This window comes from Actinomadura sp. NPDC000929, assembly GCF_040492065.1.
GTDB classification, from domain to species: Bacteria; Actinomycetota; Actinomycetes; order Streptosporangiales; family Streptosporangiaceae; genus Spirillospora; species Spirillospora verrucosospora.
In genome coordinates, this window is sequence record NZ_JBEUPA010000004.1 from 126268 (window position 1) to 149699 (window position 23432).

The window sequence follows — 23432 nt, forward strand, 5'->3', positions numbered from 1 at the left end:
TCACCGGCCTTTGCCCGACACCGACACCAGCGCCGGACGCAGCTGGTTCTCGTCGTCGCCGTAGCCCGGCTGGTGCACCTCGACCACCGTGCCGGGCGGAACATCGGGGTCGGTGCGCACGGCGACCGCCGAGTGCCGGGCCGGATCGAACGGGACCCCCAGGTCATCGCGACGCGGATAACCGAGGTCGCGCAAGGTCGCCACGGCCCGGTCCCGGACGCTGCGAATGCCCTCGACGACGCTCGCCGGGTCGGACTCGGCGTGCTGGAGTGCGCGTTCGAGGTCGTCGAGAACCGGCAGCCACGCCGCGGTGGCCTCCGCCCGCTGGGCACGGCGCTGCGTCTCCAGTTCGCGTGCCATGCGCTTGCGGAGGTTGTCGAGGTCGGCGAGCGCGCGCCGCCACAGGTCCTCGAGTTCCTCGACCCGTGCCCTGAGCCGTTCGACCTCGCCGGGATCCCGGCCCGTCGGCTCGGCGGCCTTCTCCTGCTCGGGCCCCTGCCCGGCGCTCTCTGGCCGCTCGACTGACCGGTCGCGGTCGGCCGGCTGTCCGGTCTGCTCAGTCCGTCGTGAATTCGGCGTCGATGACATCGTCATCCGAGCCTTCCGTCGTCGCCCCGGCGGGACGCTCGCCCGCGCCCGCTCCGGTGGTCGTTCCCAAACCGTGCAGGATCTGCTGGAGTTCGGAGGTGAGCGTGCGCAGCCGGTCCAGCGGCGCCTCCTCCTTGATGGCCTGCCGGGCGTCCTCGATCAGCGCCTCGGCCCGCGACTTCTCATGCACGGGCACCGTGTCGCCGAGTTCACCGAGCCGGTGTTCGACCTGGTAGACGGCCGAGTCCAGCTCGTTGCGCGCGTCGACCTGCGCGCGCAGCCGGGCGTCCTCCTGCCGGTTCTGCTCCGCATCGGCGATCATGCGCTCGACCTCGCTCTCGTCGAGGTTCGAGCTCTGGCTGATGGTGATGTGCTGCTCGGCGCCGGTGTCCTGGTCGCGCGCGGAGACGTTGAGGATGCCGTTGGCGTCGATGTCGAACGTCACTTCGATCTGCGGTTCGCCGCGCGGCGCGGGGCGGATGTTCTCCAGCCGGAAGCGACCGAGCACCCGGTTGTCGGCGGCCCGTTCCCGTTCACCCTGCAGGACCACGATGTCGACCGCGTTCTGGTTGTCCTCGGCGGTGCTGAACGTCTCGGTGCGGCGGGCGGGGATGGTCGTGTTGCGCTCGATGATCTTGGTCATCACCCCGCCCATGGTCTCCACGCCGAGCGACAGGGGCGTGACGTCGAGCAGCAGGACGTCCTTGACCTCGCCCTTGAGGACGCCGGCCTGGATCGCGGCGCCCAGTGCCACGACCTCGTCGGGGTTGACCGACATGTTGGGGTCCTGGCCGCCGGTCAGCCTGCGGACGAGGCTCTGCACGGCGGGGATCCGGGTGGACCCGCCGACCATGATGACCTCGTCGATGTCGTCGGCGGTGACCTTGGCATCGCTCATCGCCCGTTCCACCGGGCCGACGCAGCGCTCGATCAGGTCCGCTGTGATCTGCTCGAACGCGGAGCGCATCAGCGAGGTGTTGAGGTGTTTCGGGCCGCTGGCGTCGGCCGTGATGAACGGAAGGCTGATCTGCGTCTGGGTCACCGTGGACAGTTCGACCTTGGCCTTCTCGGCGGCCTCGAACAGCCGCTGCAGGGCCTGGGGGTCCGCTCGGAGGTCGATCCCGTTCTCGCGCTGGAACTCGTCGGCGAGGTGGTCGACGATCCGGCGGTCGAAGTCGTCGCCGCCGAGGTGGCCGTCACCGGAGGTGGCGCGGACCTCCACCACGTCGTCGCCGATGTTCAGCAGGCTGACGTCGAACGTACCGCCGCCCAGGTCGAACACCAGCACGGTCTCGTTGGCCTTCTTGTCGAGGCCGTAGGCCAGTGCCGCCGCCGTGGGCTCGTTGATGATGCGCAGGACTTCCAGCCCGGCGATCTTCCCTGCGTCGCTCGTCGCCTGCCGCTGGGCGTCGTTGAAGTAGGCGGGCACGGTGATGACCGCCTCGGTGACCTTCTCCCCGAGCGACTTGCCGGCGTCGTCCGCCAGCTTGCGCAGCACCAGCGCCGAGATCTCCTCCGGCGCGTACTGCTTGCCGCGCACTTCGAAGCGTGCCGTCCCGTCGGACCCTTCGACCACGTCGAACGAGACCGCGTCCTTCTCGGTCTCGATCTCGTCGTAGCGCCGTCCGATGAAGCGCTTCGCCGAGGTGATGGTGCCCTTCGGGTTCATGATCGCCTGACGCCGGGCCAACTGCCCGACCAGCCTCTCTCCCTGTTCGGTGAAGGCCACCACGGACGGGGTCGTCCGCGCCCCTTCCGCGTTGGGGAGGACCCTGGGCTCACCGCCTTCCGTCGCCGCGATGACCGAGTTGGTGGTGCCGAGGTCTATGCCGACTGCTCTACCCATCAGGTTCCCTCCGATGGTCCTCACCGCGCTCTCCGGCGAGATGGCGTACGTCGTTGCCGGAGACGGCGATGCCTTCGTCCCCACGTTGCGGCATCAGGGGGCCCGGCACATCCACTGACCGTGTAGGTCTGAGTTCGGCGCCCACTACGGGGGGCGTTGGTGAACCCGTCGCGGGGGGATGGCGGCAGGGCAGGCGGCGCGCGGGTCGGACCATCGGCCCGGCGTGGTCGGGCAGCCTGTTCGCGGGCGAGCCAGGCCTACAAGATCTGACGATGTGACGGCCCCCCGGGGCGGGGATGCTGCAAGCAGTTCTTCTTCTCCTCCGTCAGGAGATGACAGGGAGGCGGGATCATGGCCGTGATGGGAATCAGCAGGTTCGAGCGCTTCTTCAGGTCTGCCTCCGGGGTGGACGTCGACAAGAACGATCTGCGGCGCTACCACGAGTTCCTTGACGCCAAGCTGTACGACCTGCTCCTCATCGGGCAGGCCAGGGCGAAGGCGAACGGGCGCGACATCATCGAGCCGTTCGACCTCCCGATCACGAAGGGCCTGCAGGAGTGCATCCACCGGTTCCGCCGGCTGGACGAGGAGATCGAGGTCGAGCCGATCCTGGAGCTGCTGGCGAGGCGGCCGCCGCTGGACATCGCGGTCCGCGATGTCACCGATGAGAAGCTTCCCGAAATCGCGGGCGGCCTTTCCTACGCGCTGTCGCAGGCCTTCCGGATCGTGTTCCCGGACCGGCGCAACCCGCAGACCACGCAGTGGGAGCGTGTCCAGCGCCTGTTTGACCTGCTCTTGTGAGCGGGACCGCTGCTTTGACCGGTTCGTGATAGATGTGATCTGCGCAGGGTTATGCCTTAACGTCAGTTTTATTTAATTTGCCCGCAAATGAGACAGTCGTGCGTTGGCGGTCGCGTAATCGCCGCAATCACGGGCACGTTGCCCGCATGGAGGGCAGACCGCCGACGCGGGGCGCGACGTTCGGTCGCCAGCGGGAACAAGCGAGCATCGACGAGCTGCTGACGCGCGTCGACGGTCCGAGGGTCATGCTCGTCGAGGGGGAGCCGGGCATCGGGCGAACCCGCCTGCTCAAGGAGGCCGCGCGGATCGCCGCCGACGAGGGTTTCTCGGTGGTGGACCCGGATACGGCCCCCGAACTGCGCCGGCCCGCGGACCTGGAATCGTTGCTGTCGGTACTAGACGAGCCTGGCCAGTTTTCGCCGTCGGCAGGCGGACAGGACCATTCGGCCGAGCGGCTGCGGGTCGCACTGGAACGGCGGGCCCGTTCCACCTCGCTGCTGGTCGTGCTGGACGATCTCGACTGGGCCGATCCCGAGACGCTCCTCGCGTTGCGAACGCTGCCGAGCCGGCTCGCATCGTCTCCCGTGTGGTGGATTCTCGCACGCCGGACCGGTTCCGGCGGCGCCGAGCCCGATCGGCTGTTCTCCCGGTTGAAGGCGCGCGGCGCCGTCCTGTTCCAGCTCCGTCCGCTGCCGGATGAGGCCGTCTTCGAGCTGGTCACCGCCACTCTGGGCGCGTGCCCTGATGCCGATCTTCGCGTGCTCGCGGACAAGGCCGGCGGCAATCCGCTGCTGCTTCTCGAGCTGATGAACGGACTGCTCGACGAGGGCTGTGTGGTGACCGCCCGGGGCCACGCTCACCTCAGCGCCTCGCGGTTGCCGGAGCGGGCCCGTCTCGTCGTCCAGGGCCGTCTGGAAGATCTGGATCCGGCGGCCCGGCGGCTTCTCGAGGTGGCTGCGCTGCTGGGGCCCGCGTTCCACCCCCTGGTCGCCGCAGACCTGCTCGGCATCACCCCCTCCGAACTACTGCCGTCACTGGAGGCGATACTGGCGACCGAGTTGCTGGCAGCGCATGAGGACGCTCTGGTGTTCCGGCACGACCTGGTGCGCGAATCGCTGATCACGGATATCCCCGGTCCCGTCCGGCAGGCTCTGCATGTGCAGATCGGCAGGACCCTGCTGGAGCACGGCGGGAGGGTGAAGGCCGCGGCGGCCCACCTCATGGCGGGGGCGGTCTCAGGCGTCCCGGAGGTCCTCCAGAGCCTGGACCGGGCGAGCGCGCAGATGGTCGACACCGACCCGGCGGTCGCCGCCGAGCTGACCCAACGGGCGCTCGAGCTCACCGAGCCCGCCGATCCGCTGTGGTTCGCGCGCACGATGACGGCGATGCGGACGCTGGTCACCGCCGGTGACCTGATGGGGGCCGCGGAGTTCGCGGAGGCCGCGCTCGACCAATGCGCCTCCGGCCCGTCGACCGCCGAACTGCTGACCGCGCTGTCCTTCGTCCTGGTGCCGATGGGGCAGGCCGCCAAGGCGTCGGACACGGCCAAGGCCGTGCTGGACATGCCTGATCTGACCGACGAGGTGCGCGACCGCGCCGAACTCGCTCTCCTGCAGGCCGAGGTCGGGCTCCAGGAGGGCGGAAGCGCGCTGGAACGGGCCAGAGAGATCCTCAAGGCGGCCGACGTGCCCGGCCGTGGCCTGCTGACCGGGGCGCTCATCGTCCTCGCCGTGAACGACTGGGACAAGGGCGATCTGGTCGGCGCGCTCGACCTTACGCGAACCGGTGTGCGGCAGGTGTCCAACGACGGCGTGCATGAGTGCCGGCTTCACCCAGGTCTGATACTGGCCTCGTTCCTGGTGGACGTCAGGCTCATGGACGAGGCGCGGCGGACGATGGTGCTGGAGACCGGCGGAGCCGAGGGGATCGGACGGGACGGCTGGGCGGCCGGATCGGCGATCGTGCGATCTCGCATCGACCTCGCTGAGGGGCGTCCAGAGGAGGCGATCCGCGGGGCGAGGGCGGCTCTGGAAGCCGCCGACGCGGTCGGGGCGCGCCTGCTGGGCGCCTGCGCCAGGTCCACGCTGTCCATCGCGGCGCTGCGCTCCGGCGATCTCGAGACGGCCGCCGAGCACAGCCTCGGAGGCAAGGACGCGGGCGGCCCGGCGTCCCCTCCCTTCGACCTGACCCGAAGCGAGTTGATCCGGGCGCAGGTGACCGAGGCGCGTGACGGGCCGCGAGCCGCCCTGCCCGGAGTGAGCCGACTCCTCGACGGCCTGGCGACGCACAACAGGGTGCTGATCTGCGATCCGACCGCGGCGGCCTGGCTGGTCCGGACGGCGGTCGCGGTGGGTGAGCCCGGGCATGCCGAGAAGGCCGTTGCCGCGGCCGACCGGCTCGCCGACATGAACCCGACGCTGCCCAGTCTGTCCGCCGCCGCCGAGCACGCCCGCGGGCTGCTCCACGGCGATCCGGACCTCCTGCGACACGCCGGGGCGGAGCACGCCGACCACTGGTCATCCGCGTCCGCCTACGAGGACCTCGGCATGCTGCTGAGCGGACTGGGCGGCGCGCGCGGTCGTACGATCCAGTGGTTCGACGAGGCTCTCTCCCGCTACGCGGCGGCCGGCGCCGAGCGGGACGCGGCCCGCATCCGCGGGCGCCTGCGGCGGATGGGGGAACGCCGCAGGCACTGGGAACGCCGCGATCGGCCCGTGACCGGCTGGGGCAGCCTCACCGGGACCGAGCAGCGGATCTCCGGGCTCGTCTCCCAAGGGCTCACCAACCAGCGCATCGCCGATCAGCTGTTCGTCAGCGTCCACACCGTCGCGTTCCACCTGCGGCAGGTCTTCCGCAAACTCGACATCCGCTCGCGCGTCGAACTGGCGCGGCAGGTCCTCGAACACTCCGACGACCCTCCCGACGCGCATACCAAGAAGAGCTCCGACGGCCCGGAGGCCGAGTAGCCCGCCGCCCACAGACGCCCTAGACCGGAAACGCAACGGACCGGCAAGGGCAGCCGGGTAGCAGCTTGCCGGAGCGTCGACGGCAGTGATCGTCCGCAGATCAGTGCCTCTTGGACATTTCCCTACCTGCGTCTTCGGCTGGCCGTGCCCTGACAGGGAAGGCCGCGATCATGGGCCCGGAATCCGTGTTCATCGTCGTCCTGGCCACCGCGGCCGTCGTCCTGCTCTCCCGGGCCCTGTCGGCGCGCATAGGGATGCCCGAAGCGATCCTGCTCGTCGTGCTCGGCGCGGCGATCGCGTTCCTGCCCGGCATGCCCGAGATCGAACTGCCGCCGGAAGTGGTGCTGCTCGGCTTCCTGCCCCCGCTGGTCTACTACGCGGCGTTCTTCAGCGCCCCGCGCGAGGCGAAGGCGGAGGCCGTGCCGATCACGACACTCGCGATCGGCCTGACAACGGTGACCACCTTCGCCGTCGCCGCCGTCCTGCGGTGGGTTCTGCCCGACCTGGGCTGGGCGGCGGCCCTGGCCCTCGGTGCCGCCGTCGCCCCCACCGACCCCGTCGCCGCAATCTCGATCATGAAGCGGCTGAACGCGCCGGTTCGGATCGTGACCATCATCGAAGGGGAGAACCTCATCAACGACGCCGTCGCGCTCACCGCCTTCGTGCTGGCCGTCGAGGCGCTGACAACGCCCTTCAGCGTCGGCCACGGCATAGCGCGGCTGGCCGGAGTAGTCGCCGGCGGCGTGGCGTACGGCCTGGCAGTGGGGTTCGTCGCGTCCCGCCTGCGCCGCCGGATCCGCGATCCCGGCAGCCAGATCGTCGTGTCCCTCCTGACGCCGTACCTCGCGTTCGTCCCGGCCGACGAGCTCGGCTTCTCCGGGGTGCTCGCCACCGTCTGCGCGGGCTTCTACCTCGGCACGCGCGGAGAGGGCGTGCTCCAACCGGCGTCCCGGCTGCCCGGTCACCTGTTCTGGCAGGTGCTGGTCTTCCTCCTGGAGTCGGCACTGTTCGTCTTGCTCGGCCTTGAGATACGCGTCATCGTGCGCCAGTTGACCGGCGCGGCATGGCCGTCGGCGATTCTCGGCGCGGCAGCGGTCGCGGCTGTCATCCTGGCCCTGCGGCTGGCCTGGACGCAGTTCGTCTTCCCGCTCTCCCGGTACCTGCCCGGCCGGCACATCGCCTTCGATCATCTGCCCTGGCGCGGCAGGCTCGCCATCGGCTGGAGCGGCATGCGAGGCGCGATCTCACTGGCGATCGTGCTGTCCCTGCCGGTCTCCGCGCCGGGCCTGCCGCCGGAACGGCGCGGCGAGCGGCTCTTCGTGACCGGCGCCGTCGTGTTCATCACCCTGATCGGATGTGCGACCACGATGCCCGGCCTGCTGAGACGGCTGGGCCTGGCCGAGTCCGACCGCGTCCGGATCGAGTACCGGGAGGCGAAGATGGCCGTGGTGGAAGCCGCCCTGGCCCGGCTCGACGAACTCATCGAGAACGGCGAGGTCGATGGTCGCACCGGCAGGACCTTCCGCCAGCTGTACGAGGACCTCCTGGAACAGATCGGCACTGAGTTCGGCGAGGACCTCGACGAGGAGGTGACCGACTCCCTGAGCCTCCGCCGCGAACTGGTGCGGACGCAGCGAGAGAAGCTGCGCCGGCTCTACTCCATGGGCAAGATCAGCGTCGAGGGCCTGCGGGCCGTGGACCGATGGCTCGATCTAGAGGACCCCGACATCCGGGAAGTCGGCTGACCGGGGGCGCTGCCCACACCTGTCAACTCTGAGGATGTGCCGGACCGGACGGACGGGCAACGCTTCTTCTAGAGAACGTGCACGACCGGGAACCGACCATCACGGGGGAGGTCAAGGAGCGGGAGAGCCGCGGACTGCGGCATCGCAAGCAGCGGCGTACCGGCCGGTTGAGTACCGGGTGTTCCCGCCCGGCGACATCGACGCCGACCGGGTCGACGCGAACCTCGCCGACGGCGTGCTGACCGTGACGGTCCCCGAGTCCACGACCGAGAAGGCCGCCACGTCGAGGTCAGGGACTGACCCTTCCAGGGCGCTTCGACCACATCCGCTGGAGGAGCCGGTGATCGTCCGTTGTGAGCACTGCGGAAAGAAGAACCGTGTGCCGGCGGCCGCTGACGGCGGTCCGGTCTGCGGGAACTGCCACCGGCCGCTCCCATGGATCGCAGAAGCCGGAGACGAAGACTTCGCCGAGGTCGCCGAGCGCTCCTCGGTGCCGGTCATCGTCGACCTGTGGGCGACCTGGTGCGCGCCATGCCGGACGGTCAGCCCGGTACTGGAGCACCTCGCCCGCGAACTGGCCGGACGGCTGAAGCTCGTGAAGATCGACATCGACCGGGCGCCGAAGATACAGGAGCGCTTCGCCGTTCGTGCCGTCCCCACGCTGCTGCTGATGCGTGACGGGAAGGTGATCGACCAGCGAGCGGGCGCCATGCCCGCTGGGCCGCTCCGGACGTGGGTGGAGGGAACCCTTGGAAGAGACACCTGATCTGAACGGCGCCTACCCCCGGCTCGACCGCGAGCAGATCGGGCTGGTCGCGGCATACGGCGAACAACGCCCGACCCACCGCGGCGATGTCCTCTTCTCGGAAGGGGACCGGGACTACGCCTTCTTCCTGATCCTGGCCGGGACGGTGGAGATATTGGACAAGGGCGAAGTCATTCGCGTGCACGGTCCGGGACGCTTCCTCGGCGAACTGGGCCTGCTGACGGGTCAGCCCACGTTCCTCACGGCCCGCGTCGCCGAGCCGGGCGAGGTGATCGCGATGCCGCCCGGGCGGCTGCGCGAGCTGGCCGCCCAGGAACCCTGGTTCGGCGATCTCGTCCTGCGCGCGTTCCTCATCCGCCGTTCGCTGCTCATCGCGCAGGGCGCCGGGCTGCGGATCATCGGCTCGCGGTTCTCCGCTCGCTGCCGTCGACTGCGCGACTTCGTCGTGCGCAACCGACTGCCCCATCGATGGATCGACGTCGAGGACGACGAGGACGCGGAGACGCTGCTCAGGGGGCTCAGCATCCCGGTGTCGGAGACACCCGTCGTGATCCTGGACGGGAAGCGGGTGCTGCGCAATCCGGGGGACGACGAACTCCCCCGGCTTCTCGGGCTGCCGCCACCGGCACCGGCCTCCTCGGCACACGATCTTCTCATCATCGGAGCGGGTCCGGCCGGGTTGGCCGCGGCCGTGTACGGCTCCTCAGAGGGGCTGGACACGATGGTCGTCGACGCCATCGCCACCGGAGGGCAGGCCGGGACGTCATCCAAGATCGAGAATTACCTCGGTTTCCCCGCCGGCATCTCGGGCGCGGATCTGGCCGATCGGGCGGTCATCCAGGCCGGGAGATTCGGGGCGAAGCTCCAGGTGCCCGGCGAGGCCACGGGACTACGGGTACGCAGCGACCGGTACACCGTCGACCTCGGAGGAGGCGGCGAACTCTCCGGCCGGACGGTCGTCATCGCGACCGGCGCCCGCTATCGCCGGCTTGACGTCCCGCACCTGGAAGACTTCGACGGCGCCGGGGTCTACTACGCGGCGACCCAGGTTGAGGCGCTGCAATGTCGGGACATGCCGGTGGCCATCGTCGGCGGCGGCAACTCGGCCGGCCAGGCGGCCGTGTTCCTGGCTCGGCACGCCACCCGTGTCCTGCTCTTCGTCCGGGGTGCGGAGCTCGGCGAGAACATGTCGCGCTACCTCGTCGATCGGATCGAGCACTGTCCCGAAATAGAGGTGTTCCTCCACACAGAGATCCGTGAAGTGCACGGACACGATTTTCTGGAGGAGGCAGTCGCGGTGAACAACCGGACCAGTGAAGCCCGCCGATTCGAGATTCGGGCGTTGTTCGTCTTCATCGGAGCCGCGCCCTGTGTCGACTGGTTGGCGGACACGGTCGAACTCGACGACAAGGGATACGTGCGCACCGGCGGACCTCAAGCCCTGCCGTTGGAGACCAGCCTGCCCGGCGTGTTGGCCGTCGGTGACGTGCGAAGCGGTTCGATCAAGCGTGTCGCTTCGGCGGTGGGGGAGGGGGCGATGGCCGTCCGCATGGCATTCGTGCGCCTGAACCGATAAACGGCTGTGGGGCGTGAGATGAGCAGTGACCAGCGAATACGCGCAGCCGTCACGCCGGCGCGCGTGGGCCTGAGGCGGCTGCGGACGCAGCCCACGGCCTTCGAGATCGCTCGCCTCGCCGTGACAGCGGTTCTCGCGTTCGCGTTCGCGTCGTGGTTGCCCGACACCAGTCCAAGGCCCGTACTCGCCCCTCTGACCGCGATCCTCGTCCTCCAGATCACGCTGTTCCAGACCATTCGCCATGTCTGGCAGCGCGTCGTCAGCGTCGTGGTCGGTGTGATAGTCGCGGCACTGCTGTCGAGCCTGGTGGGATTCAGTTGGTGGAGCCTGGGCCTGACCATCACCGCCGCGCTGATCTGCGGTGTCTTGATGCGGCTCGGCAACTATGTCCTCGAGGTGCCGATCAGCGCCATGCTCATCCTGTCTCTCGGAACCGGCGCCGCGGCCACGGGACGGATCGTGGAGACCCTTGCCGGCGCTCTCACCGGCCTGATCGCCGGACTCCTGACCTCACCCGTCAGGATCCAGGCAGCGGAGGAGGCTTTGGAGGGTCTGAGCGACATCATGGCCCACCACCTCCATGACATCGCCGAAGCAGTTGAAAAGGGCACCGAGCCGCGCACGTACGGCGAGTTGCTCGCCCAGGCCCGCTCCCTCAGCCGGGACGTCCAACGCGTGGACGGCGAACTCGCACAAGCCGAGGAGAGCATCCGACTCAATCCGCAGGGGGTCGGAATGTTGCGGGCAATGGTGGCGCTACGGGAGACCCTGGCCGCTCTGGAACACTGCGGGATCACCATCCGCGGCCTGGCCCGCTGTCTCGCCGACCACGCCAACGAGTCCGAGTCAGAGCGAGAGGACCCTCTGTCCCAGAGCGACGCTCGCAGCCGCTTGGCCACGGCGCTAGGACATCTGGCCTCGGCGCTGAGCACCTACGGGCGAATGCGCCGCCAGCAGTTCACCATAGGAACGACCGACCTCGAGGACCCTCTCGCCTATCACCTGACCGCCGCGCACGAAGAGCGCGTGAGACTGGGCGAGTTGTTGTGGGCCGACAGCCCCGATTGGCCGCTCCATGGCGAGGTCCTCGTTCATCTCGACCGCTTGAGAAACGAACTGAAGTCCGAGCGGCGGATGCTGACCAAAGGACGCCCAAACCGCCGACTCGGCATCCCCAAGCCTTCGCCGCCCGCCACACTCAGCCCGATCCGACGGCGAACAGACCTACGCCGAACACGCTCCTGACCACCTCCCCGTCGACAAGGCCCGAGCGCCTTCAACCTGGAACGTCGTTCAGTCCACCGAGGACCCCAATGCCTCGGCGCCGTCCGGGCAGATGAAGAAGAACGGCGTCTACGACGACGCGGCCCGTGCCGCGGCCTTCGCCACCGCCCAGATCCGGCGGCACCTCGTCACCAACCTGCATTCCGCGCAGGACGCCTGCTGGGCGGCCTCCGATGCCCTCCACGTCGCAGCCCGAGTCACCGGCCACCGTCACCTCCACCGCGCCGCCGATGCCTGCTCGACACCATTGCTCAGCTGCGCAGCCTCCAGGAGCGTCACGTCCAGGCCGACGCTGCTCGAAGAGCCGCCGTCCATACGCGAGAAGCACGACCAGCGGGCGGCGCACCCTCACCTTCGCTGGCCGACCCGAACGCGCAAGCGCGCCTGGCCATGGCCGCCTTCCCGAACGCGTGGCCTATCAATGTTGCCCACCACCGCAGCCACCCCACACAAACCCAGGCACTGCACCGCTACCTGCGCTGGCGCAGCGCCAACGCTCGCCACCCCGACGTACTCGCCGCCCAACGAAAGGAACGCGCCCGCATCCGCAGCGAGAAGGTCAACGGCTGGGGCAGACGCTCACTCAACGTCGCAGCCTGAGCGACCGCGAACCGCAGCCCCGGAGCGCCGAAAGGGACAAGTTCACGAAGAGGACAGCGACAGAAGGACGACTCAGGAGGCGGACGGCTCGATCTCCCCCGCAAAGACGATGACCTGGTCGATGAGGCTCCGCCGCAGATGGACGACATCGGTTCCCACCAGGCGGGGGCCTCCGTCCGGCGTTGTGAAGACCCACTGGTACCGGGCCCACTCGTCAGGCATGTCCACCGCTGAGCAGCGCGTCATCGTGCCGGTCCCCGCCGGGTGGCGCCGGATGTCCAGCACGAACCGCTCGACCGCCGCGATTCCTTCGCTGCGGCCCAACGGCCCCCAGAAGACCACGTCTGTGGTCAGGGCCTGGGAGAGCAGGGCGGTCACATAGCTGTCGGCCGAGGCGTTGAACGCGGCGATGAACGTGTCGATCGCGGAGCGCGCCGTCTCTTCCTGCATGCCCCAGTAATACCAGGCGTTGCGCGTGTGCTCGTCCCGCGAGCCGCCTTCCGATCACGGTGGACCATCCCGGTCACAGCACCAGATGCGCCGCTGAGGCTGGTGGCGGACGTGGCTAACAAACGATCAAGAGGCCGGTTTGCGAGAGCCCTCTCCCTCCTTGCCTCCTTCGCCGTGATGTGCGGAGAAAGGCGTGGATTCTGCTGGCGAGAATTGCTGTACGCCTCTGACGGACGACGATGAAAGGGCGGAAGCGCTGCTTTCAGGTACGGGTGAGGAGGACGCTCCGGACCTGTGAGCGGACGAGAGCGCGGTCGAAGACGCGGACGTCGTCGATTCCGCCTCGCCAGTGGTCGATGGGGAGGACTGGTGCCGCCGCCATGAGGGAAGTGCGTCCGGTCTGCTGCTGGGCCGCGTCCTCACCGAACGCTGCCACCTGCTCAGACATTGCGGCCGGAGCGAGGCGCCGCCGCCTGCGGCGGCGAAGCGGTGGCGGTGCTCGGCCGAACGGAGGCGCCGCGCCTCGTCATCGCCCGCGCCTACGCCGCCCTGGCCGTCGCCAGGGCCGAGAACGGCGAGCTCGACGATGCCTGTGCGGCGGCCTTCCGTGCGATCAAGGGCGACCTGATGAAGCCCCTTCTCACCGCGAAGCGCACACCCGACGCCGAGTGGGTCGCCCGCCGCACGGTCGAAATGCTTCGCAGCGTTGCGGTCCGCAACCTCGCCAGCCGTGAGGACCTGGCGCGGGCGCTATTCCGGCACGGTGTCTGCCTCAAGGGTCTCGGGCAGTTGGAGTGGCTTCCCCCGGTACAAGAGGCCATCCAGTTGCCGCGCGACCAGCAGGCCGACGGACTCGGAACCAGCCAAACTCGGGAGAACCTCAATCTCTACATGCGGTTCCGAGCGCAATTCCTACCGCGGAACGTGGCGGCGCTGCAGTCGGGCACCGGAGTGGAGCGCATCGACCGTCACGGCCGCAACGATCCATGCCCCTGCGGTTCCGGCCGCAAATACAAGCGCTGCTGTCGGCAGCCGGGCGCGAACCGACCATAAGCCTTGGTCGGCCCGCCGCAGCAGAGACGAGGCCCCGATCGGGTCCGCAGCTGCAACGCACGCTCCCGCCCTGCGTCCGTGCTGCGGCCCAGCGCGTCCAGGAACGCGCGCTTCCGCGACATCGATTGAAGTACTTCATCAGCTCCTCTCTCCGATGCCGGATCCACACCTCCCTCGGAAGTTCTCCAGTGTTCCCTTGTCCGCTATATCTGGGTCAGTGTCGCGATGATGAGTTGTTATTCCATGTTTTTCTATCCGCGTGAGACGACCCCATTTCGGGGCTATATCACCCCCCGTCGGGTGCCGATCCGTTCAGAATCGCCGAGCCGACAACGAGCCGATATGGGCCGTTGACGGTCTGCTGGCCGGGCACGGGGAGACGAGACCGCCTGTGCCGTCGCGGGGCTCCTCAGGGCAGCGCTGGAAGCCGCTCCGTGAGAGGAGCTCAATGACCACCCCGTCCTGGGCCTGCGCCGGGCGGGGCGGTAGGCCGAGGGCCTTGTCGCGGCGCGTCCAGCCCGTGGTCGCGTAGGGGACCGATCGACAGGCCGCGGTCGCGTATCCACTCCAAGAGCGGCGGCAGCGCGTCGAGCGTCTTCCTCCACGAGTCGGGTGCCGATGTGCAGTCGGAGTCGTGGAGGAGCACGGTTCCTCCACCGTCGAGGTCGCGCGTGAGGGTCGCGAGGATGGAGGCGGGGGTCGCCGCGTGCGTCCAGTCCCTTCCCCAGTTCGTCCAGAGAACCGGTGTGAGGCTTAGGCGGCGGGCCGCCCGCAAGGCCGAGAGGCTCAGCACACCGTAGGGGGGCCGGTACCATCGCGGCACCGTCCCGGTGACGTTGACGATCGACTCCATCGCCCGGGCCAGGTCGTCGTAGGTCGCGGCGGGCCCACGCAGCAGCATGCAGCGGTGCTCCCATCCGTGGACGGCGATCTCGTGTCCTGACTCGGCGAGGCTCCGGCCCAGGTCCGGGGCGGCCTTGAGCATCCGGCCGAGCAGGAAGTAAGTGGCCTTCACCCCGTGCTCCCGCAAGACGGTCAGGAACGCCGGCGTCGAGCGCGGGTCTGGACCGTCGTCGAACGTGAGCGCCACATGGCCGGGTTCGCCGACGCCGGCCAGCCCGGGGAACAGCTGCCGGCGCAGCGGCCCGATCGACGTGACGGCCGGCGAGGCATGTGCGGTGGCGAGGACACCTGCCGCCGTCACGGCGAGACGCGTGGCGCTCATCGGGACGCCTCCACCATCTCGGAAACCTCCATGGACGCGGGTCGGCCGGTGGCCGCGGGGTCTCGTCCGGTCGCCAGGGCGGCGACGATCGCCGCCGGGTCGGCGGCTCCGGTGGACTCGATGGCGCGGGGTGCCGTCAGCGCCGCGAACAACGCCTCGGGCAGCTCGTCGGGTCTGCGTGCCCACGGCGCCCATCCGGACTCCTCCAAAGCGGCGGCGTTGGTCCTGCCGTGTCCCGGAAGGCAGCGGTAGCTGATGACGGGCAGGCCGGACGCCAGCGCCTCGAGGGAGCTGAGGCCGCCGGCGTTCTGAACCACGAGGTCACAGGCGCGCATCAACGTCGGCATGTCCTCGACCCAGCCGAGCGTGACGCCGACACCGGAGCGGGCGAGCGCCTCCCGCAGCGCGGTGTTGCGCCCGCACACGACGACCGGCGTGACCAGCCGGGACGCGGCCACGTCCCGTACGGTGGCCGCCACGTCCCCGGATCCCCAGGCGCCTGCGACCACCAGGGCCAGGCGGTCGTCGTCCGGCAGGCCGAAGTGCAGTCGTGCCAGCTGCCGTTCGAGGACGGACGAGGCGGGCCGAAAACCGGGTCGTACGGCGGGCGCGCACACCTGGACGTTGGCCGCGCCGAGCCGTCGCGCCTGCGCCGCCGCCGTCGGGTGCAGCGCCAGGTGGGCGTCGGCCCTTTCGGCGATCCACAGAGGGTGCACGGACATGTCGGTGAGGTAGGTGACGACCGGGACTCGGAGCGCGCCGCGCCGCCGCAGCCGGCCCAACGCTTGGCTCGCGAGGGGGTAGGTCGACACGACGACGTCGGAGCCCGCCGCCGTATGGGCGAGGCGACGGGCGGCCAGCCCGCTCAGGGCACGTGCCGCCGCCGCGAGTTTCCTGCGCTGGTCCAGCGCGGTGAACAACCGTTCCCAGCTTTCCGGGGCGGCTCGCAGTTGCAGCGCGTACGTCTGCCGCAGGAGGCGGCCGAGGGAGGCTGGGAGGAGGTCGAGATAGTCGTGGCGGTCGACGGTGATTCCGGCTTCGCCGAGCCGGCGGGCCAGCTCGCTCGCCGCACCGTCGTGCCCGGCGCCGACGCTCGCCGACACGATCGTGACGTGCCGTCTCGTGCCGGGGTGGATCAAGGAGGGGGTCACGACCTGGTGCCTTCTGTCTCGACGCGACGGAACTCGGCCGTCGCCGGCCGGAGGGGGAGTCAGGGAAGGGATCGCTCGTCGCCGCGCGTTCCGCGTCGGCGGCGACCGTCACGACCGGCGGGCGCGCCGGATGCGCAGGCGTCCGCACAAGGTGCCGCGGTGCTCGACGCCGACGGTGGTGAACCGCCCGTACACGATGGCCAGCCAGCAGAACCCGCCGACCGCGATCACTTCGGCGCGCTGCTTCCGGCCGGCCAATCGGCCGCCGGTGAACAGCACTGCCGGGAGTGTCGAATCGGCCGGCAGCCGGCCCCAGGCGATGGCGCACGGGCGTCCGCAGGAGACGGCGCGCCGGGCGCCCCGCAGCATCTCCGGCGCCACCGATGACCGCACGAGGACGTCGACCAGCGTCTCTGCCTCGTACATCTCCAGCGCGGGCCGCTCCTTAGCTGCCCGGACGAGCCGAATCGCCCACGGGGTGCCGGTCAGGCACTGCTCGACGGGCGCCGCGCTGGTGGCCATGGGGTGATCTCCTTCCGTGCCCAGCTCATGGGGCACGGGATCAGCGTCGTCGTTTCGAGAGCGAAGAACAGTAACGCGGCTATCCGACTCGGGGTGGCACTAGGTTCACCTTTGACCATCCCGCCTGCTCCAGGAGCGCCGCCTGCCCCGGAGTGCCCATCGAGGCGATCGCCGACCTGTGCGGGCACTCCTCTCCGGCGGTCACCGGGGAGGCCTACCGGTACCGGCTCAGGCCGGTGATCACTCGGGGCGCCGAGGTGGCCGACGCGGTGTTCCGTTCGGGCAAGTCGGCGTAGGCCGTATGGCGGTGGCTCCCCGGTTGGCTTCGAACCAGGGGTGTCCTACTGCGAACAAGGACGGTGTCCAAGCCTCCGACCTTGATCGAGTGCGGGTGCTTGTCGGTGCGTGTCGATGGAGTCTGTGATGCGGTGCGCTCATCTCTCAGAGGCGCTGAACGAATCATCCCCGCATGCGCGGGCTGGCGGTCGGGAGCAGGCTGTCCATACAAAGCGGGGCCCGGCTGGTGCCGGGCCCCGCGATGGAGCACTCGTTGAGTGTTAGTTGCGCCGGCGCTGTGTGCCGGCGAAGGGTGTTCAGGTCCGCGGTGCTGTTCCGCGTGCGAGCAGTTTTGCGGCCACCGGCGCCATGAAGGCGACGGTGCCCACAACTGAGGCCAGCGAAGCCAGGCCGGCGACGACCAGCGTCGAACGTGGCCCGAAGGTCTCGGCCAGCCAGCCGATCAGGGGATAGCCAACAAGCGAGCTCCCGGTGATCACCAGCAGGTACAGGCCCATCACCCTGCCGCGCAACTCCTCCGGGGCGCCCAGATGCGTGAGCGAGTAGGCCGTCGTGGTGAAGGTCATCAACGCCATGCCCGTCGGTAGCTGCATGGCAGCGAAGGCCCAGTAGTGCGGCATCAGTCCGGTCGCGGTCACCAGGATCCCGAAGACCGCCGCCGCGGCCAGCATGTCCCGCATACTCGGCTGCTTCCGACGGGCGGTGAGCAGTGAGCCGACCAGCCCGCCGACTGCCGCCATCGCCGTGACGAGGCCGAATGACGAGGCTCCGGTATGGAAGACCTCTCGGCTCATCAGGGCATCGGTCACCGCGAAGTTCATGCCGAACGCGGAGACCAGCAGCATGATGGTCATCAGCATGAGCAGGTCGCGGCGCTGCCGGACGTAGCGCAGGCCCTCGCGCAGCTGGCCTTTTGCCCGCGGCATCGGAGCCTTGACGTACAGCTCGTCCTCACGCATGAGGTAGAGCCCGAGTTCCATGGCGGCGAACGACGCGGCGTTGATGAGGAAGACCGGTCCGGTGCCGACGGCGGCGATCAGCACGCCGGCGACGGCCGGGCCGAGGATCATCGTTGTGTTGAACAGCGCGTTGTTCAGGCCGATGGCGTTGGACACGTCGCGTGGCCCCACGACCTCGAAGGTGAACGCCATCCGGGCCGGGCTGTCCACTGTCACGGCCAGGCCGAGGCCGAACGCCAGGGCGTACACATTCCACACGCTGACGGAGCCGGTGACGGTGAGCAGGCCGAGCACGAGCGCGAGCGTGCCCATCACCGCCTGGCTGATCATGAGAATGCGCCGCTTGGGGTACCGGTCGGCCAGGACACTGCCGTACAGGCCGAACAGCAGCGCCGGCAGCAGTTGCAGACCGGCCGTGATGCCGACCGCGGTGCCGCTGCCGTGCGTCAGTTCCAGCACCAACCAGTCCTGTGCGGTCATCTGCATCCAACCGCCGATGCTGGAGATGCCCTGACTCGGCATGAGCAGCCGGTAGTTGCGATGGTTCCGCATCGAGCGGAACAGCCTGAGGTCCTGCTGAGCCGCTTGAGGAGCGCTGCTCGGCGGGCCCTCCCTGGCGGAGTCGGCTCCACCTGCACCCGAGATGTCGGACATTGTCGGTCCTTTCGTTTGTGTGGTCTTGCCGTGGCGCCTCTGCACGCCACCGCAGGGACCGTCCTGCCAGCGCACGGCAAAGCAAGAGGTCGGCTGGGAAGGGTGAGAATCGCGACACTGGATGTGTCGGGCGACTCCGACCTCACAGCGCCCAATCGTCCGCGCGCAGAACGCCCTCGCCCACTCCTTGGGGTAGCCGTCTTCGTGACGCGGCCTCACCGCGAGGCAGCTTTTGGACCGGATGGGTGCCGAATCGGCCACTTTGGCCCTGCGCGGCCAGGACGTCTTCCTCGATGAGTTCGGTGACGTCCTCTACGACGACGACGCCTACGTGGTGTCCGCCGGACGGTATGCGTCGTGGGCATGGGCGTGGGAGCACGGCAGTTGGTTGTGCGTCGAAGACGACGAACTGGTGCGCAGGGTCTCGGCCGACACGACAGCCGTGGTGCTGCACGCCAACGAAAAGCCCATGGTCGAGTTCCGCTACGCCGAAGACGGGCGCCTGGTCACCGGCATCAACACCCTTGCTCAGCCTCCGTCCCGAAGACCGCACCGGGAGCGACCCCCACCGCTTCGATGCCACACTGCGCGCACTGGAGGCCGACCCGGATAGCAACGACTACGGGCCCCTGGGGCTCCGCGGACTCTTCTATCGGGTCGCCGAAGACCTCGGCATCGGACTCCCGCCCGAAGACTTGATCAAGACGCCCGTCTTCAGCGGACAGCTCCATCCTCGAACTCCGTGACCAAAACCGGCGAGGCTTTCACAACCGTCCTCACCGGCCCACACCGACTGATTCCTCACGAACAGTGACTCTTCACAAATTTGATCCAGAACCGCTTTTTGGCCGACGCACTTACGGTGATCGCCAGCTCGCACGTCACGCGCTCAAGGGCGGCAACCGCGATGACGGTGAACGATGAGTACGCCCGGTGCGGGCCCCCGCACCGGGCGTACCGGGAGGTCGTCAGTGACGTCCCACGTGCTGTGTCGGGACGGATCAGCAGGTCGGCTCGCCGCTCTGCGCGGGAACGTTGATGGCGCTCCACGCGGCCTTCACCGCGTTGCACTCGGTGGTCGAGCCGGGGAACAGCTCCTTGGCCGCCTGGAGGGTCGCGACGCGGGCGCGGGCGTGGCTCCAGCTCGTCACCTTGCGGTTCAGGCCGCCCATGAAGATCTGGCCGGCCTTCTGGATGCCGATGCCCGTGACACGGGAGTTGTTGCAGGTGGGGCTGGTCGGGTTGCCGTTGGTCGGGTTCGAGCCCTCGGCGAGCAGGTAGAACCAGTGGTTCTGCGGGCCGGCCGCCGCGTGCACCTCGGTGCTGGGGATCGAGGACGAGTAGCAGTTCGGGTCGCCCAGCGCGGACGGGTTGTACATGTTGCGGATCGGGCCCTGGCCGACCAGGTCGACCTCCTCGCCGACCAGGTAGTCCGGCGGGTCGTAGGTGGCGGGCTCGTTCATGTAGTGCTCGGTCAGCGCGCCGAAGATGTCGCCGGCCGACTCGTTCATGCCGCCCTTCTCGTTGCCGCTGCCGCCGCTGGCACCGCCGGGCGTGGTCTGGAAGATCGCGTGCCCGTTCTCGTGGCCGACGACGTCGACGGAGGTGGCCAGCTTGGTGTTCGACTGGTTGTGTCCGAAGTTGGTGTAGCTGCCGTTCCAGTAGGCGTTGACGTCGTTCAGACCCACGCGCGAGGGGAAGCCGCGGCCGTTGCCGTTGGTCCCGTTGCGGCCGAGCCATGCCTTGAGCATGTCCCATTCCTTCTGGACCGCGTACAACACGTCCACGCAGCCGGTCTCCAGGTTCGTCCCGCTGCCGTTGCCCCAGGCGCTGTCGGTGCCGGTGTAGGCCGAGCCGCCCTGGCCGCCGCACTGGTGGCCGGGACGCGAGGGGTCGGTCATGGACGTCGCCGCGGTGCTCAGGTCCACGGTGCCGTGGTAGAAGCTTCTGTCATCGGCGGCGTCGCGGACGTCGTCGAACGTCCCGACGACCTTGCCGGTCTTGGCGTCGACGAACACGTGCAGTTTCGTCTCGCCCTTCTTCTGGCGACCGGTGACGACCGTTTCGTAGACCAGGCGTCCCTTGCCCTCCGCCAGCACGGTGAGGCGGGGGGTGGAGACCGTGTCGACCTTCGCGACCTTGGCACGCGACACCGCGGCGGCCTGCGACGCCTTGATCGACGCCTTGACGCCGACGTTGAGCGTCGCGGTCTGGTTGACCGAGGTGCTCAACACACCGCCGTCGGCGTTCGTCGTGACGACGATGTCGCCGCCGTAGACGGGCAGGCCGTCGTAGGTGCGCTGGTACTCCACGTACTGGAGGCCGCGCAGGCCCGAGGTGACGTTCGTACGGAAGATCTTGTCCTTCGGGGCCTTCTTGACCTCCGCAGGCTTGGCGGCCACGAAGGTGTCGGCCGAGACCGCCGCGAGCGTGCGAGGGTTCGGCTTGGCCGGGGTGGTGCGGGCGGTCGCTCCTGTGGCGGGGACGGACATCGCCACGGCGAGGCCGGCCGCCAGCGCCGCCGCCCCGATCGCGGTCTGGTGTCTCACAGGGGTGCTCCTTCCACGGACCCGACGGCACAGGGCGTCCGAAGCCTCACGTGGGAGCGGCCTGAGACGCCCTTGCCGCTGGGGGGATTGGGGACGAGTCGCTCATCCGGGATGAGCTGCCCCGAAGTGCACCTTGCCGGACTTGAACGTGTCAATACATTCAAAGCAGCATGAAATTTCACAAACCAAGAACTGAGGCACTGTATGCGAGGCAAATTCCCTGGTGAACATCATCCGGCCCGGCCCACCGGAGTTACGGGCGGCACCGAACCCCGGTGATCAGAGGTTGGCCCCGAGTATCCGCGCAGCGGCCTCGCCCCTCACCCGACGAAGCTTGCGCAGGCCGGGAAGACCGTGGATGGCGGGCGTGGACCGCCAAAGCCGTCTTTTCGGAGGCCGAGTCTGGCCTCTGCAAAGGCTGGTGGCCCTACTTACGTGCGCGCCAATACTGCTCCTCCCTGTATTGGCGCGGAGACAAGCCGTAGGCGTCGCGGAACGCCTGGGTGAAGTGTTGCGGCCTGGAGAACCCCCATCGCGCCGCGATCTCGCTGATCCGACGGGTGGCGAGCAGCGGTTCGGCCAGGTCGCGGCGGCAGTGTTCCAGACGGCGTTCGCGGATCCAACCGGCGACCGTGCGGCCCTGCTCGTTGAACAGGTTGTGGAGGTGGCGCAGGGAGATGTGGTGGGCGGCGGCGATCGAGGCCGGCGACAGGTCCGGATCGCTGAGGTTCTGCTGGATGAAGGTGTGAATCTGGGCCAGGAGCGCCCGCCGGCGGGTGTGCAGCGGCACCGCGTCGCCGGCCTCCAACTCGTGGGCGAGGGCGGCGGTCAGAGCCTCCAGTGCGAGGGTGGACAACCTTGCCAGGTCAGTGGGGCTGTACTCGCCGATGTGCCGGGCGAGTTGAAGGAGGAAGGTCGAGGTGAGGGCCCCGACCCCCTGGGAGCCGGGAATCCGCACGGCGGTCAGGCGGTCGAGGTCCCGGGCCGGCAGCGGCAGCAGGTCGCGCGAGAATCGCAGCACCAGCAGACGAGCGACGGGGGAGTCCGTGGAGAGTGTCGCCGAATACGGCCGCGAGGTGTCGTAGAGAACCAGGTCGCCGACGCCGAAAGCCGTCTCCCGGCCGTTCTGCGTGGCGTTCCCCGCACCGTCCACGGCGATTCCGAGTTTGCACAGCCCGGGGTCGTCCTGGCGGATGAGCTTCGCCGTCCGGCGTATCACGTAGGGCGTCGTCGTCATCAGCGCGACCTGGAGAGAGCCCAAGTCCCAGATATCCATACGGGCTTGGAAACTCGTCTCCAGGTCCGGGTCGCAGCTGAGCTCGTAGGGAACCCAGGTTCGGGAACTGACCTCATGCCAGAAGGCGAACCGCTCGCCGGCCGCCAACCCGTTCGTGCTCACGGTGTGCATGGATGCTTTCAATCTTGGACGATTCACGTCCAGGAGCGGTCCTTTGCGTACGGACTCGCGACCTGCCCCTCAGGAGGAGCCCCTCGTCGCGATGAGGGTGCCAGGTTCCGCTGGTCAGAACTCCGGCAGGTCTCGGTGTGCAGATGCTTGTCCCTGATTGGCTTGCCGGCAGAGCCGCACACCAAGAAATGAGCTCCGGCGTTCGTTGCAAGCAACGAACGCCGGAGCCGACTTAAAGGTAAAAGTAAAACGAGATGGCCCGGTGTGCCGCTACCTCAGCCGATCCGGGTGCCGCAGCTCTGGCAGACCTTGGCGTTCTCGCTGTTGTAAGTGCCGCAGGTGGGGCACGGGTACTGGTCGACGCCCATCGCCCGGCGGACGATCATCGCGATCTTGCGCATCGCTTCTCTCCTTTGATGATTCGCAGACGGCCTTTACCGCCAGCAATCCGAACTGTACACATCTGCGACTGTCGTCGGCGACGAGAAAGCGCTTCTTCGGTCATATTAGTGCAGAATGTGCACTCATCCGTAAGAGTCGTGCACGCATACTGAAGAGTGGCAATGGAATCGCTCTGCGGCGGGGGCGCAAGCCTGGCTCGTTGATGGCCCGATAGGGCGGGGGGCTGGAACCAGTTCACCGCCGGGCCGGTGTGCCAGGGTGGTGCGGCGCGCGCCTCGATGCGCAGCGAACAAAGCTTCTGAGCGACCTGGGGGAGGCGGTCCAGGACGTGTCAGGGGGCGCAAGGAGCAGAGGGTGTTCGGTGTGATCGCCGGTCGAGGCGTTCTTGGGCAAAGCGACGGCGAGGGCACCCGCTGGAAAACCGGATGCCCTCGCCGTGGGGCTCTGGGGGCCGAAGCCGCCGCTATGAGGATGGGCAGAAGACGTGCTCCATGGCCTTGCCCATGGCTTGGCCCGATCTGGAGTTGCCCTTGCTGCTCAGGGCGGCCGAAATCGAGAGCTGGCGGTGGCCGTCCTCTGAGTAAAAGGTC

19 protein-coding genes and 2 pseudogenes are annotated in these 23432 nt (G+C 68.8%); 10 read left to right on the forward strand and 11 right to left on the reverse strand.

Features of this window, described 5'->3' with window-relative positions; translation table 11 throughout:
• On the reverse strand, positions 1–594 hold the full coding sequence (locus ABWI04_RS02815; protein ID WP_353831292.1) for a nucleotide exchange factor GrpE: 594 nt from the start codon (positions 592–594) through the stop codon (positions 1–3).
• The gene (gene dnaK / locus ABWI04_RS02820; protein WP_345172322.1) at positions 557–2434 is read right to left on the reverse strand and encodes a molecular chaperone DnaK; all 1878 of its coding nucleotides are present in this window, start codon (positions 2432–2434) and stop codon (positions 557–559) included. The genes ABWI04_RS02815 and dnaK overlap by 38 nt, the downstream gene beginning before the upstream one ends.
• 351 nt (positions 2435–2785) lie before the next feature.
• On the opposite strand from dnaK, the gene ABWI04_RS02825 reads away from it, so the two are divergent.
• From ABWI04_RS02825 to ABWI04_RS02855, 7 genes and pseudogenes are all read left to right on the forward strand, one after another.
• Positions 2786–3235 (forward strand): DUF1931 family protein, encoded by a 450-nt coding sequence (locus ABWI04_RS02825; protein WP_353831293.1) that lies wholly within the window; start codon positions 2786–2788, stop codon positions 3233–3235.
• 146 nt (positions 3236–3381) lie between these two features.
• Entirely contained in the window at positions 3382–6201 is a 2820-nt protein-coding gene (locus tag ABWI04_RS02830) for an ATP-binding protein (protein ID WP_353831294.1), read from the forward strand.
• Between the two features lie 170 nt (positions 6202–6371).
• A complete protein-coding gene (locus ABWI04_RS02835; protein WP_353831295.1) occupies positions 6372–7946 on the forward strand; it encodes a Na+/H+ antiporter in 1575 nt (524 codons plus the stop codon).
• A gap of 34 nt (positions 7947–7980) precedes the next feature.
• On the forward strand, positions 7981–8712 hold the full coding sequence (gene trxA / locus ABWI04_RS02840; protein WP_353831296.1) for a thioredoxin: 732 nt from the start codon (positions 7981–7983) through the stop codon (positions 8710–8712).
• The gene (locus ABWI04_RS02845; protein WP_353831297.1) at positions 8696–10288 is read left to right on the forward strand and encodes an FAD-dependent oxidoreductase; all 1593 of its coding nucleotides are present in this window, start codon (positions 8696–8698) and stop codon (positions 10286–10288) included. The genes trxA and ABWI04_RS02845 overlap by 17 nt, the downstream gene beginning before the upstream one ends.
• 18 nt (positions 10289–10306) lie before the next feature.
• Positions 10307–11533 carry an FUSC family protein gene (locus ABWI04_RS02850; protein WP_353831298.1) on the forward strand — a complete coding sequence of 409 codons (1227 nt, stop codon included), beginning with the start codon at positions 10307–10309 and terminating at the stop codon, positions 11531–11533.
• A 465-nt stretch (positions 11534–11998) separates the two neighbouring features.
• Positions 11999–12172, forward strand: a pseudogene (locus tag ABWI04_RS02855) (IS630 family transposase); the annotation flags it as partial.
• A gap of 72 nt (positions 12173–12244) precedes the next feature.
• On the opposite strand, the gene ABWI04_RS02860 reads toward ABWI04_RS02855, so the two are convergent.
• Positions 12245–12622, reverse strand: coding sequence for a nuclear transport factor 2 family protein (locus tag ABWI04_RS02860; protein ID WP_353831299.1), 378 nt, complete (start codon positions 12620–12622; stop codon positions 12245–12247).
• Positions 12623–12884: 262 nt separating this feature from the next.
• Positions 12885–13058: a hypothetical protein gene (locus ABWI04_RS02865; RefSeq protein ID WP_353831300.1), complete on the reverse strand. Its 174-nt coding sequence runs from the start codon at positions 13056–13058 to the stop codon at positions 12885–12887.
• A gap of 53 nt (positions 13059–13111) precedes the next feature.
• On the opposite strand from ABWI04_RS02865, the gene ABWI04_RS02870 reads away from it, so the two are divergent.
• Positions 13112–13675 carry an SEC-C metal-binding domain-containing protein gene (locus tag ABWI04_RS02870; RefSeq protein WP_353831301.1) on the forward strand — a complete coding sequence of 188 codons (564 nt, stop codon included), beginning with the start codon at positions 13112–13114 and terminating at the stop codon, positions 13673–13675.
• 445 nt (positions 13676–14120) lie between these two features.
• Here the strand turns inward: ABWI04_RS02870 and ABWI04_RS02875 are convergent, their stop codons facing one another.
• The 3 genes from ABWI04_RS02875 to ABWI04_RS02885 form a co-directional block, all read right to left on the reverse strand.
• Positions 14121–14900, reverse strand: a complete 780-nt coding sequence (locus ABWI04_RS02875) for a polysaccharide deacetylase family protein (RefSeq protein ID WP_353831302.1) — start codon at positions 14898–14900, stop codon at positions 14121–14123.
• Positions 14897–16051, reverse strand: a complete 1155-nt coding sequence (locus ABWI04_RS02880; protein ID WP_353831303.1) for an MGDG synthase family glycosyltransferase — start codon at positions 16049–16051, stop codon at positions 14897–14899. The genes ABWI04_RS02875 and ABWI04_RS02880 overlap by 4 nt, the downstream gene beginning before the upstream one ends.
• 108 nt (positions 16052–16159) lie before the next feature.
• Entirely contained in the window at positions 16160–16573 is a 414-nt protein-coding gene (locus ABWI04_RS02885; protein WP_345172346.1) for a hypothetical protein, read from the reverse strand.
• Between the two features lie 152 nt (positions 16574–16725).
• Between ABWI04_RS02885 and ABWI04_RS02890 the strand changes: the two genes are divergently transcribed.
• Positions 16726–16869: a hypothetical protein gene (locus ABWI04_RS02890; protein WP_353831304.1), complete on the forward strand. Its 144-nt coding sequence runs from the start codon at positions 16726–16728 to the stop codon at positions 16867–16869.
• A 297-nt stretch (positions 16870–17166) separates the two neighbouring features.
• Here ABWI04_RS02890 and ABWI04_RS02895 read toward each other — a convergent pair whose 3' ends face one another.
• On the reverse strand, positions 17167–18483 hold the full coding sequence (locus ABWI04_RS02895; protein ID WP_353831305.1) for an MFS transporter: 1317 nt from the start codon (positions 18481–18483) through the stop codon (positions 17167–17169).
• A 220-nt stretch (positions 18484–18703) separates the two neighbouring features.
• Here ABWI04_RS02895 and ABWI04_RS02900 point away from each other — a divergent pair.
• Positions 18704–19096 (forward strand): annotated as a pseudogene (locus ABWI04_RS02900) (DUF6461 domain-containing protein); the annotation flags it as partial.
• Between the two features lie 388 nt (positions 19097–19484).
• Here ABWI04_RS02900 and ABWI04_RS02905 read toward each other — a convergent pair.
• From ABWI04_RS02905 to ABWI04_RS02915, 3 genes are all read right to left on the reverse strand, one after another.
• Entirely contained in the window at positions 19485–21032 is a 1548-nt protein-coding gene (locus ABWI04_RS02905; protein WP_353831306.1) for a M4 family metallopeptidase, read from the reverse strand.
• Positions 21033–21459: 427 nt separating this feature from the next.
• Entirely contained in the window at positions 21460–22440 is a 981-nt protein-coding gene (locus ABWI04_RS02910) for an AraC-like ligand-binding domain-containing protein (RefSeq protein WP_353831307.1), read from the reverse strand.
• Positions 22441–22715: 275 nt separating this feature from the next.
• A complete protein-coding gene (locus ABWI04_RS02915; RefSeq protein WP_345172356.1) occupies positions 22716–22841 on the reverse strand; it encodes a zinc-ribbon domain-containing protein in 126 nt (41 codons plus the stop codon).
• Positions 22842–23432 lie beyond the last annotated feature (591 nt).